This window comes from Castellaniella defragrans 65Phen (genome assembly GCF_000612685.1).
Classification (GTDB): domain Bacteria; phylum Pseudomonadota; class Gammaproteobacteria; order Burkholderiales; family Burkholderiaceae_B; genus Castellaniella; species Castellaniella defragrans.
Genome location: NZ_HG916765.1, coordinates 1,816,529 through 1,828,305 on the forward strand (window position 1 = coordinate 1,816,529; position 11,777 = coordinate 1,828,305).

The following is an 11,777-nucleotide window of genomic DNA, read 5'->3' on the forward strand; positions in this document are numbered from 1 at the left end:
TCGAATGCGGGACGGCCGGGACGGGGTTTGAGCTCCGGTCCGCGCCGTCCGCCGGGCGCGGGGGCGGCGCCCGCCCGTCTGTCCTTCCGGCCGCGCGCCCGGCGGTTTCCGGTGAAACGTCCGCATGTCCGATCCGATCCTGCGAGAACCCCTCTATACCCAGCCCGGCCACCTGCTGCGACGCGCGCAGCAGATTTCGGCCTCGATCTTCCACGACGAGATCGGCAACCAGGTCACGCCCATGCAGTATGCCGTGCTGTGCGTGCTGCTGGACCATCCCGGCATCGACCAGGTGTCCGTGGCGGGCCTGGCGGCCATCGACACGTCCACCGCGGCCAGCGTGGCGACGCGGTTGGAGGAAAAAGGCCTGCTGTCGCGGCGGGTGGACCCGGCCAACCGCCGCCAGCGGATCCTGACGCTGACCGACGAGGGCCGCGACCTGCTGTGGCGGCTCAACGACGCCATCGGCCGGCTGCACCGGCGCATCTTCGAGAAATTCTCGCCCCGGGAAGAGGCCCGCTTCATGGCGCTGCTGCAGAAGCTGGTGGACGTGAACAACCACCAGAGCCGGGCCCCGCTGACGGCGGCGCGGCCGGGCGCCGCCGCGGAGGCGGGAGGAAACCCTGTCGCTGGCAGGGTCTAAGGGTAAGCACCGATATGGCATCGTCGTCCGGGGAAATAGGATACGTTTAAATGTTCAGTGTACTGAATATTCCTCTCAACCATGAACACGAGCCGCGCGTCCGCGTGCGGCCCGCCAGGAGACCGACGATGTTTCCCAAGAATGCCTGGTATGTGGCCTGCATGCCCGACGAAGTCACGGACAAGCCCCTGGGGCGCACGATCTGCGGCCAACCCGTGGTGCTCTACCGCGGCGCGCAGGGCCGGGTCGCGGCGCTGGAGGATTTCTGTCCCCACCGGGGCGCCGCGCTGTCGCTGGGCGCGGTGGTGGACGGCAACCTGATGTGCGGCTATCACGGCCTGGTCATGGGCTGCGACGGCAAGGCCGTCTCCATGCCCAAGCAGCGCGTGGGCGGCTTTCCCTGTATCCACAGCTATCCGGTGGTGGAGCGGCACGGCTTCGTCTGGATCTGGCCCGGCGACCCCGCCCGCGCCGACGAGGCGGCCATTCCCGACCTGTTCTGGGCCGGCCATCCGGAATGGGCCTACGGCGGGGGGCTTTATCATATCGGCTGCGACTACCGGCTGATGATCGACAATCTGATGGACCTGACCCACGAGGCCTACGTGCACGCCGACAGCATCGGCCAGGGCGAGATCGACGAGGCGCCGGTCCAGACCCGCATGGAAGGCGACCAGGTCGTCACCAGCCGCGTCATGCACGGCGTCGTCGCGCCGCCCTTCTGGCAGGCGGCCATGCGGGCGCACGGCCTGGACGACCAGGCGCGCGTGGACCGCTGGCAGATGTCGCGCTTCACCGCGCCGGGCCGCGTGCTGATCGACGTGGGCGTGGCGCTGGCGGGCAAGGGCGGCTTCGAGGCCGATCCGCGCGACAAGGTCTCGGCCGTCGTGGTGGATTTCATGACGCCCGAGACCGAATCCTCGCACTGGTATTTCTGGGGCATGGCGCGCCATTTCCAGCCGGACGACGCCGCGCTGACCGACTCCATCCGCGCGGGGCAGGGCAGGATCTTCAGCCAGGACCTGGCCGTGCTGGAGGCGCAGCAGCGCAATCTGCGGGATTTCCCCGGCCGCCGGCTGCTGGCCCTGAACATCGACGCCGGCGGCGTGCGGGCGCGGCGCATCCTCGACGACCTAGTCCAGGCCGAGGCCGAAGCCGCGGTCGCCGGCTGAAGGACCGCGCAAGAGCCAGACGGATCGAAACAGGGCCCGGCATGCCGGCCGGGCCGATTGGAAAGAGAAAGACATGATCACCGAATCCCTGTCCGTACGGGTCGCCGGCAAGCATCAGGCCGCCCGGGACGTCGTCAGCCTCGAACTGGTGGACCCCGACGGCGGCCTGCTGCCGGAGTTCTCGCCCGGGGCGCACATCGACGTGCACCTGCCCGGCGGCTACATCCGCCAGTATTCCCTGCTCAACGACTGCCTGCAGCGGTCCCGCTTCCTGATCGGGGTGCTGCGCGAGCCGCGGTCGCGCGGCGGCTCGGCGGCGGTGCACGACCTCGTGCAGGTCGGCGACCTGCTGCGCATCAGCGCGCCGCGCAACCGCTTCCCGCTGGTGGCCGCCGAGCGCAGCCTGCTGTTCGCCGGCGGCATCGGCATCACGCCGCTGCTGTGCATGGCGCGCCGCCTCCAGGCGACGGGCGCGGCCTTCGAGCTGCATTACAGCTGCCGCAGCCGCGACCGCGCCGCGTTCCTGGACGAGATCCTGGATTCGGCGCTGGCCGGGCACGCCCGCGCGCATTTCGACGACGAGCCGGACACCGCCCTGGACGCGCGCGCCGTGCTGGCGGCGGCCGATGCGCGCACCCACGTCTACGTCTGCGGGCCGTCGGGCTACATCGACTTCGTCCGCGATCAGGCGCGCGACGCCGGCGTGGACGAGGCGCGCGTCCACTTCGAGCGCTTCGCCCTGGACGAGGACCAGTGCCCCGCGGCCCCGGCCGAAGGGGACACGGCCTTCCAAGTCCAGCTGGCCAGCACCGGCGAGGTCTTCGACATTCCCGCCGACGAGACCATCACCTCGGCGCTGGACCGGCAGGGCGTGTTCATTCCCGTGTCCTGCGAGGAAGGCATCTGCGGCACCTGCCTGACGGGCGTGCGCGCGGGCATTCCGGACCACCGGGACAGCTATCTCACCGAGGCCGAGCACGCGGCCAACGACCAGTTCACGCCGTGCTGCTCGCGCGCGCGGACCCCGCTGCTGGTGCTGGACCTGTAGACACGGGACGGCGCCTTCATTGCACGCATTTCACGATGACAAGACAAGGAGACAACGTGAAGCATACGATCGGTAAATTGATGGCCGCCTGCGTCTTCGCGGCCGGAGGGCTGGGCGCGGCCCAGGCCCAGGACCTGAAGGTCGGCATGATCCTGCCGCTGTCGGGGCCGTTCGCCTCGACCGGGCAGCAGATGGTCAACGGCGCCAGGCTCTATCTGAAGGAGCACGGCGACACGGTGGCGGGCCGGCGGATCGTGCTGATCGACAAGGACGACACCGGCGTGTCGCCCTCGATCAGCAAGCGCCAGGCGCAGACCCTGCTGATCCAGGACAAGGCCGAGATCCTGGCCGGCTTCGGCCTGACGCCGGGCGCGTTCTCCGTGGCGCCCCTGGCGACCGAGGCCAAGGTGCCGATGGTGGTGCTGAACGCCGCCACCTCCTCGATCACCGAGAAGTCGCCCTACATCGTGCGCACGTCCATGACCCTGCCTCAGGTGGCCGCGCCGATGGCGAGCTGGGCGGCGGCCAACGGCATCCGCAAGGTCTACGTCGCCGTGGCCGACTACGGTCCGGGCCACGACGCGGCGGCCCAGTTCAAGAAGACCTTCGCCCAGGCCGGCGGCGAGGTGGTGGGCGAGGTCCACACGCCGCTCACCAGCCCCGATTTCGCGCCCTTCCTGCAGAAGATCAAGGACGCGAAGCCGGACGCGATCTTCCTGTTCGTGCCCAACGGCGAACAAGGCGTCGCCTTCGCCAAGAGCTACAAGGAACGCGCCCTGGCCGACGCCGGCATCCGGCTGCTGGCCACCGGCGACGTGGTCACCGAGGACGTGCTCGAAGCCATGGGCGACAACGCCCTGGGCATGATCACCTCCTTCCATTATTCCCAGGCGCATGCCTCGCCGGAGAACAAGGCTTTCGTCGAAGCCTACGCCCGGGCCTATCCCGGCACGCGGCCCAACATGGTGGCCGTGGCGGCCTACGACGGCATGCGCCTGATCCGCGAGGCCCTGGAAAAGACCCAGGGCGACGCCGGCGGCGACGCCTTCATGGCGGCGGTCAAGGGCATGAAGTGGACCAGCCCGCGCGGCCCGGTGGAAATCGACCCGCGGACGCGCGACATCGTCCAGAACGTCTACATCCGCAAGGTCGAGCGCGTCGACGGCGTGCTGCAGAACGTGGAGTTCGCCACGGTCGAAGCCGTCAAGGATCCGGGGAAGATGTAGCCTGGCGGGCGTGTCCGCACCCCATAGCAATCCGGCATAGCTGCTAGTGACGCGCCCGGTCTTACCGGGCCGTCCGGATGCAGGGATAATCGGGAGGCTATGAAGACGACACGCACACTTGCCGGGTTCGATGTGTTTCCCATCGGCCTGGGCTGCATGAGCCTCAGCCACGGTTACGGTCCGGCCGCTTCGCCGGACGCCGCCGAAGCCCTGCTGCTGGGGGCGCTGGACCGGGGGGTGACGCTGTTCGACACGGCGGCGCTCTACGGCTTCGGCCACAACGAGGAAATCCTGGGCCGGGTGCTGGCCCCGCATCGCAGCCGCTTCATGCTGGCCAGCAAATGCGGCATCTTCCGCGAAGACGGCCGGCGCCGCATCGACGGCCGGCCCGAGACCCTGCGCCGCACCTGCGAGGATTCGCTGCGCCGCCTGCGCACCGACGTGATCGACCTGTACTACCTGCACCGCTGGGACAAGTCCGTGCCCATCGAGGACAGCGTGGGCGCCCTGGCGGACCTGGCCCGCGCGGGCAAGATCCGCGCCATCGGCCTGTCCGAAGTCTCGGCCGACACGCTGCGGCGGGCGCACGCCGTGCACCCGGTCGCCGCCGTCCAGAGCGAATATTCCCTGTGGTCGTGCGAGGTCGAGATCGCCGTCCTGGGGGCCTGCCGCGAACTGGGCACGGCGCTGGTGGCCTTCAGCCCGCTGGGGCGGGCATTCCTGGCCGACGGCCTGCCCGACGTGGCGCGGCTGCACGACACGGACCTGCGGCGGCGCATGCCGCGCTTCCAGCCCGAAGCCTACGCGCGCAACCTGGCGCTGCTGGAGCCGCTGCGGCGCATGGCCCGGGACCACGGCTGCACGCCCGGCCAGCTGGCGCTGGCCTGGCTGCTGCACCAGGGCGAGGACGTCATCCCCATTCCCGGCACGACGCGGCTGGCGCACCTGGAGGAAAACCTCGGGGCGGCCGGCGTGCGGCTGGATGCCGAAGCCCGCGACGAACTGGCGCGGCTGTTCGCCCGCGACCGGGTGGCGGGCGAGCGCTACGGGCCCGCCACGCAGGCGGAAGTCGATACGGAACGGTTTCCGGCGTCCTGAGGGCGCCTCGCGGCCCGCCGTCCGCGCCGGGCCGCGTGCGCGGCCCGCGCTTGAATCGGAATCATTGAAGGGAGCTACGAAAGCCATGCAAGGAACTCGATTGGGCCTGATCGGCTACGGTGAAGTGGGCGGCATCTTCTGCGCCGGCCTGAAACCGCAGGTGGACGGCGTCCATGCCTGGGACGTCAAGCTGGCCGACGCGGCCGCGGCGGCGCCGCTGCGCGAGCGCGCGGCGCGCGACGGCGTCGTCCTGTGCGATTCGGCCGCGGCGCTGTGCGCGGCGAGCGACCTGGTGATCTCCGCCGTCACCGCCTCGAACACCGTGGCGGTGGCGCGCGAGGCGGCCGCCCACCTGCGGCCGGGCACCGTCTTCCTGGACCTGAATTCCGCCTCGCCCGGGGCCAAGCGCCAGGCCGCCGGGCTGATCGAGGCCGCGGGCGGGCGCTACGTCGAGGCGGGGGTGATGACCTCGGTGCCGCCCTACGGCATCCGGGTGCCGATGCTGCTCGGCGGCCCGCACGCCGAGGCCCTGGCCGAGCGGCTGCGCGCCTTCGGCATGGACGCCACCGCCGTGTCGGCGGAACTGGGCGTGGCCTCGGCGATCAAGATGTGCCGCAGCGTCATGATCAAGGGCCTGGAGGCCCTGGTGATCGAAAGCTACACCGCCGCGCGCGCCTACGGCGTCGAGGACTACGTGCTGCCCACGCTGCAGGAAACCTTCCCCTCCATCGACTGGACGGAGCAGGGCCGCTATTTCTACAGCCGCGTCGTGCAGCACGGCCGCCGCCGCGCCGAGGAAATGCGCGAGGTCGCCAACACCGTGCGCGAAGCCGGCTTCGAGCCCTGGATGGCCGCCGCGACCGCCGAGAAGCAGGACTGGGTCGCCGGGCTGGCGGCGCAAGGCCTGTTCGCGGACGTCGAGGCGGCCGGCGGCTGGCAGGCGTACGCCGATCGCCTGATCGCCCAGGCGCGCGGCTGACGCACCCCGGGGCGGGCGCCAGAGCAGCGCCGCGCCCGGAGGCGGAAGAGGAGGCCGCCATCCATGACAGAACAGATCCACGTCACGGGACGCGAGCGCGTCCTGTCCGAGACCGACCGCATCGTCCTGGCGACCGACCTGGAAGGCCGCATCAAGTACGTCAACCGGGATTTCCTGCGGATCAGCGGCCATGAGCCGCACGAGGTCCTGGGCGCGTCCCAGGCCATTCTGCGCCACCCCGACATGCCGCGCGAGCCGTTCGCGGACCTGATGCGGACGGTGCGCGCCGGGCGCACCTGGTCGGGCCTGATGAAGAACCGCTGCCGCGACGGCGACCACTACTGGGTGCACATCGACGCGGCGCCCGTGGTGCGCGACGGCCGGGTCGCGGGCTTCACGTCGATCCGCACCCGCCCCGCGCGTGCCGAAGTCGAGCGGGCGGACCGCGCCTATCAGGCCATGGCCCGGGGCGAGGGCGGAGTGCGCATCCGTGAAGGCCGCATCATCGAGGGCGCCGCCCGCCTGTGGCGGTCCTGGCCGCTGCGCGTGCGCCTGGCGCTCTATGCCGCCGGCGTGCTGGCGGCGCTGGCCGCCCAGGCCGGGTTCGCGCAGGCCGGCGGCCCGGCGGCCTGGCTGCCCGCGGCGGCCGGCGGACTCTGGACGGTGCTGGGCGGCCTGAAGCTCTGGACCGACATCACCGCCCCGCTGCGCGCCATGCGCGCCGAGATCGAGCACATCAGCGCGGGCGACCTGTCCCGCCGCCTGCCGGTGGACCAGCCGGGCGAGCTCGCCGAACTGGCGCACGGCCTGCGCATCCTGCAGATCAACATCAAGCTCCTGCTGGTGCGCATCCTGGAATCCACCGAGGTCGTGGTGGCGGGCGTGCGCGACATCGCGAGCGGCAACGACGACCTGGCCGGCCGCACCGAGGCCCAGGCCAGCTCCCTGGAGGAGACCGCCGCCTCGATCGAGGAACTGGCCGGCACGGTGCGGCAGAACGCCGCCAATGCGCGTCAGGCGGCGGAGCTGGCCAGCGGCCTGGAAGGGCTGGTGGGCCAGGGCGAGGCCTCCATGGGCGGCGTGGCGCGCACCATGGAAGGCATCCAGAACGAGGCCCGACGGATCGCGGACATCTCCGGCGTCATCAACGGCATCGCCTTCCAGACCAACATCCTGGCGCTGAACGCCTCGGTCGAGGCGGCGCGCGCGGGCGAGCAGGGCCGCGGCTTCGCCGTGGTGGCCGACGAGGTGCGCAACCTGGCGCAGCGCACCGGCGAGGCCGCGCGCGAGATCGAGGCGCTGGTGGCCGCCTCGGTGCGGGCCATCGGCGACGGCAGCGAGCAGGTGGCGCAGGCTGGCCGCATGTCGGCGGGCATCCGCGAATCGGCCGGGCAGTTCGCCGCGCTGGTGCGCGAGATCGCGCACGCCAGCCAGGAGCAGGAACTGGGCATCGGCCAGGCCAGCCAGGCGGTGGGGCTGATCGACCAGGCCACCCGCGCCAACGCGGCGCTGGTGACGCAGGCCGCGCAGGCGGCCGACCACATCCGCGGGCAGGCCGAGGCCCTGGGCGCGCTGGTGGATTCCTTCAGGCTGTTTGAATCATCGAGGCGGGATACACCTCGCGCACCGTCTCGCGGATCAGGTCGAGCATCGCTTTCTGCGTCAGCGTCGTGATCCGGCCCGAGGCCGTGGCCAGGTACAGCCGGCTGGGCAGTTCGGGCTGGACGATGGGGCGGATGTGGTAGCGGTCCGGCTGGGCCGAGGTCAGCACGGCGTGCTCCGTCAGGATGGCGTAGCCCTCGCCGTCGGCCACCAGGTCCAGGATGGCCTGCACGCCGTCGATCTCCAGGCGGATGTTCGGCTTGCAGCCGATCAGGGCCATCTGCGATTCCAGCAGCATGCGCACCGTGTGCGGGCGGTTGGGGATCACCAGCGGGATGTTCACCAGCGCGCGCAGCGGCATCGCCTGCTGCGAGGGATGCGGCCCGCGCGGGCCGACCAGGTACAGCAGCTCGCTGGTCAGCGGGCTGAGCTCCAGGTCGGCGGAGGGCGAGGGGTTGTAGAGCAGGGCGATGTCCAGGCGCCCGGCGAGCAGCCATTCCTGCATCACCAGCGACAGGCCCTCGCCGATCGACAGCGTGGCGTTGGGCAGCCGCTTGCGGAACTGCCGCGTGAGCCGCACGGTCATCATCTTCGACGCGCTGGGCGCGATGCCCAGCGCCACCCGGCCGGCCAGCGCGCCCTGCACCCGGCCCATGTCCTCCTTGGCGCGATCGACCTGGTGCAGGATGCCGCGGCAGTGCTCCAGCAGCAGCTTGCCGGCCTCGGTGGTGGTGACGCCGCGGCCGTTGCGGTTCAGCAGGTTCTGGCGCAGTTCGACCTCCAGCATGCGGACCTGGCGGCTGAGGGCCGGCTGGGCGATGTTCAGCGCGTGCGAGGCCTGGGTGAAGCTGCCCAGTTCGGCCACGCGCATGAAGTATTCCAATTGCTTCAGATCCATGGCATCGGTGTCGTATCGAGAGGAATCAGGGTTTACCCTTAAATTCGGTATCGCATTGTATAGATCATATCATTTCGGCATAGCTGATAGTGGACGTATGCCCTTATGCATTGCAGGGCGCGCGTCCATAATGGGCTCCATCGAACACAATGTGGTGATGTGATGCAGAAATCCATTCCTGCCCTGTTCATGCGCGGCGGCACGTCGCGCGGGCCCTTCTTCCTGGAATCCGACCTGCCCGCCGACACGGCGGCGCGCGACCGGGTGCTGCTGGCGGTGATGGGTTCGCCGGACCGGCGCCAGATCGACGGCCTGGGCGGCGCCCATCCCCTCACCAGCAAGGTCGGCATCGTGCGGCCCGGCACCACGCCGGGCGTGGACCTCGAATTCCTGTTCGCGCAGCTGCAGCCCGACCGCGACACCGTGGACACGACGGCCAATTGCGGCAACATGCTGGCGGCGGTCGTGCCCTTCGCGCTGGAGCGCGGCCTGATCCAGGCTCAGGGCGACGAGACCACCGTCCGCGTGCTGACCCGCAACACCGACATGCAGTGCGACATCACCGTCCTCACCCCGATGACGCCGGAAGGCCGCCGGGTGTCCTACGAGGGCGATGCGCGCATCGACGGCGTGCCCGGCCGTTCGGCGCCGATCACCATCAATTTCCTCGACACCGCCGGCTCGGTGTGCGCCGGGCTGCTGCCCACCGGCCGGGTGCGCGACCGCGTGCGCGTCGAGCCGCCGGCCGGCGCGGATTTCGAGGCCTTCGAGATCGACGTCACCTGCATCGACAACGGCATGCCGCTGGTGCTGTTCCGCGCCGGCGACGTGGGCTGCACGGGGCACGAGACCCCGGCCGAACTGAACGCCGACGAGGCGCTCAAGGCCCGCATCGAGGCCCTGCGGCTGCGCACGGGCGAGCTGATGGGCCTGGGCGACGTGTCCTCGCGCAACTATCCCAAGATGACCCTGGTGTCCGAGCCCCGCGAGGGCGGGGCGATCAGCACCCGCAGCTTCATCCCGCACGTCTGCCACGAGGCCATCGGCGTGCTGGCGGCGGTGACGGTGGGCACGGCCTGCGTCCTGGAAGGCTCGGTGCCGCACGACCTGGCGCGCCTGCCCGAAGGCGCGCGCAAGGCGGTGTCGATCGAGCATCCCAGCGGCGAATTCACGGTCGAGCTGGAGCTCGACCCCCAGGATCCCCAGAAGGTCGCGCGCGCGGCGCTGCTGCGCACCGCGCGGCTCATCATGCGCGGCGAAGTCATGGTGCCGGCCGCGGTCTGGCCCCAGACGCGCTGATCCTCCCCGGACACGGCGATACACAGAAAAGGAATCGTACGACATGAGCAGAAAACCCCTGATCATCGACTGCCACGGCCACTACACGACGGCGCCGCAGGCGCTGGCCGACTGGCGCGACCGGCAGATCGCCGGCATCCAGGATCCGGCGCAACGGCCCAGCCCTTCCGACCTGCGCATCGGCGACGACGATCTGCGCGAGAGCATCGAGAAGAACCAGCTGCGCCTGATGCGCGAGCGCGGCTCCGACCTGACGATCTTCTCGCCGCGCGCCAGCTTCATGGCGCACCACATCGGCGATTTCCAGGTGTCCAGCACCTGGGCGGCCATCTGCAACGAGCTCTGCCATCGGGTCGCCACGCTGTTCCCCGACGAATTCGTCATGGCCGCCATGCTGCCCCAGTCGCCGGGCGTGGATCCGGCCACCTGCATTCCGGAACTCGAAAAGTGCGTCGAGGAATACGGCGCGGTCGGGATCAACCTGAATCCGGATCCCTCGGGCGGCCACTGGACCGCGCCGCCGCTGTCGGACCGCTCCTGGTATCCCATCTACGAGAAGATGGTGGAATACGACATCCCGGCGATGATCCACGTGTCCACCAGCTGCAATGCCTGCTTCCACACCACGGGCGCCCACTACCTGAACGCCGACACCACGGCCTTCATGCAATGCCTGACCTCGGACCTGTTCAAGGACTTCCCGACGCTGCGCTTCGTGATCCCGCACGGCGGCGGCGCCGCGCCCTACCACTGGGGCCGCTTCCGCGGCCTGGCCCAGGCGCTGAACAAGCCCCTGCTCGACGAACACCTGTTGAACAACGTGTTCTTCGACACCTGCGTCTACCACCAGCCGGGCATCGACCTGCTGACCCGCGTGATCCCGGTGAAGAACGTATTGTTCGCCTCCGAGATGATCGGCGCGGTGCGCGGCATCGATCCCGAGACCGGGCACCATTTCGACGATACCAAACGCTACATCGAAGCCGCCGCGACGCTCAGCGACGCCGACCGCTTCCAGATCTACGAGGGCAACGCGCGCCGCGTGTATCCGCGCCTGGACGCCGCCCTGAAGGCCAAGGGCCTGTAACCCCTGAGGAGGAATACGGAAATGAGCACCCCCCTGAACCAGCTCGGCATCGTCCACCGCACCATCCAGCGCGCCGATCCGGCCGCCGTCGAACAGCTCGCGCGCTTCGGCGTGGCCACCATCCACGAGGCCATGGGCCGCGTGGGCCTGATGAAGCCCGTCATGCGCCCCATCTGGCGCGGCGCGCGCATGTGCGGCACGGCCGTCACGGTGCTGCTGCAGCCCGGCGACAACTGGATGCTGCACGTGGCCGCCGAGCAGATCCGGCCCGGCGACGTGGTGGTGGCCGGCTGCACCACCGACAGCACCGACGGCTTCTTCGGCGACCTGCTGGCCACCTCGTTCAAGGCGCGCGGCGCGCGCGGCCTGGTGATCGACGGCGGCGTGCGCGACGTCGATACCCTGGAATCCATGGACTTTCCGGTGTTCAGCCGGGCCATCAGCGCCAAGGGCACCGTCAAGGGCACCCTGGGCTCGGTCAACATCCCCGTGGTGTGCGCCGGCGCGCTGGTGAACCCGGGCGACGTGGTGGTGGCCGACACCGACGGCGTGGTGGTGGTGCCCGCCGCCATCGCCGGCGAAGTCGCCGCCAAGGCCCAGGCCCGCGAGGACAACGAAGGCGCCAAGCGCGACATCTTCGCCTCGGGCGTGCTGGGCCTGGACTACTACAAGATGCGCGAAGGCCTGGAAAAAGCCGGCCTGAAATACATCGACTGATGCACATC

11 protein-coding genes are annotated in these 11,777 nt (G+C 70.3%); 10 read left to right on the forward strand and 1 reads right to left on the reverse strand.

The genetic code is table 11. The features are described from left to right. Positions 1-124: 124 nt before the first annotated feature. From BN940_RS08175 to BN940_RS08205, 7 genes are all read left to right on the forward strand, one after another. On the forward strand, positions 125-643 hold the full coding sequence (locus BN940_RS08175; protein WP_043681971.1) for a MarR family winged helix-turn-helix transcriptional regulator: 519 nt from the start codon (positions 125-127) through the stop codon (positions 641-643). Positions 644-771: 128 nt separating this feature from the next. Continuing rightward, positions 772-1,815 (forward strand): aromatic ring-hydroxylating dioxygenase subunit alpha, encoded by a 1,044-nt coding sequence (locus BN940_RS08180; RefSeq protein ID WP_043681974.1) that lies wholly within the window; start codon positions 772-774, stop codon positions 1,813-1,815. A gap of 73 nt (positions 1,816-1,888) precedes the next feature. Next, complete coding sequence (locus BN940_RS08185) at positions 1,889-2,863, forward strand: PDR/VanB family oxidoreductase (RefSeq protein WP_043681977.1); 975 nt, start codon at positions 1,889-1,891, stop codon at positions 2,861-2,863. An 80-nt stretch (positions 2,864-2,943) separates the two neighbouring features. Beyond that, positions 2,944-4,089: an ABC transporter substrate-binding protein gene (locus BN940_RS08190; RefSeq protein ID WP_084330582.1), complete on the forward strand. Its 1,146-nt coding sequence runs from the start codon at positions 2,944-2,946 to the stop codon at positions 4,087-4,089. Positions 4,090-4,188: 99 nt separating this feature from the next. After that, positions 4,189-5,187, forward strand: a complete 999-nt coding sequence (locus tag BN940_RS08195) for an aldo/keto reductase (protein WP_043681983.1) — start codon at positions 4,189-4,191, stop codon at positions 5,185-5,187. Positions 5,188-5,272: 85 nt separating this feature from the next. Continuing rightward, entirely contained in the window at positions 5,273-6,166 is an 894-nt protein-coding gene (locus BN940_RS08200) for an NAD(P)-dependent oxidoreductase (RefSeq protein ID WP_043681986.1), read from the forward strand. 63 nt (positions 6,167-6,229) lie between these two features. Further along, on the forward strand, positions 6,230-7,840 hold the full coding sequence (locus tag BN940_RS08205; RefSeq protein WP_043681989.1) for a methyl-accepting chemotaxis protein: 1,611 nt from the start codon (positions 6,230-6,232) through the stop codon (positions 7,838-7,840). Here BN940_RS08205 and BN940_RS08210 read toward each other — a convergent pair. Beyond that, positions 7,752-8,666, reverse strand: a complete 915-nt coding sequence (locus tag BN940_RS08210; RefSeq protein ID WP_043681992.1) for a LysR family transcriptional regulator — start codon at positions 8,664-8,666, stop codon at positions 7,752-7,754. The genes BN940_RS08205 and BN940_RS08210 overlap by 89 nt on opposite strands. Before the next feature lie 162 nt (positions 8,667-8,828). Between BN940_RS08210 and BN940_RS08215 the strand changes: the two genes are divergently transcribed. The 3 genes from BN940_RS08215 to ligK are packed head-to-tail and all read left to right on the forward strand — an operon-like array spanning position 8,829 to position 11,769. Then, on the forward strand, positions 8,829-9,965 hold the full coding sequence (locus BN940_RS08215) for a 4-oxalomesaconate tautomerase (protein WP_043681995.1): 1,137 nt from the start codon (positions 8,829-8,831) through the stop codon (positions 9,963-9,965). A gap of 58 nt (positions 9,966-10,023) precedes the next feature. Beyond that, positions 10,024-11,052, forward strand: a complete 1,029-nt coding sequence (locus tag BN940_RS08220) for an amidohydrolase family protein (RefSeq protein WP_043686420.1) — start codon at positions 10,024-10,026, stop codon at positions 11,050-11,052. 21 nt (positions 11,053-11,073) lie between these two features. Continuing rightward, positions 11,074-11,769 (forward strand): 4-carboxy-4-hydroxy-2-oxoadipate aldolase/oxaloacetate decarboxylase, encoded by a 696-nt coding sequence (ligK, locus tag BN940_RS08225; protein ID WP_043681997.1) that lies wholly within the window; start codon positions 11,074-11,076, stop codon positions 11,767-11,769. The last annotated feature ends 8 nt before the right edge of the window (positions 11,770-11,777 follow it).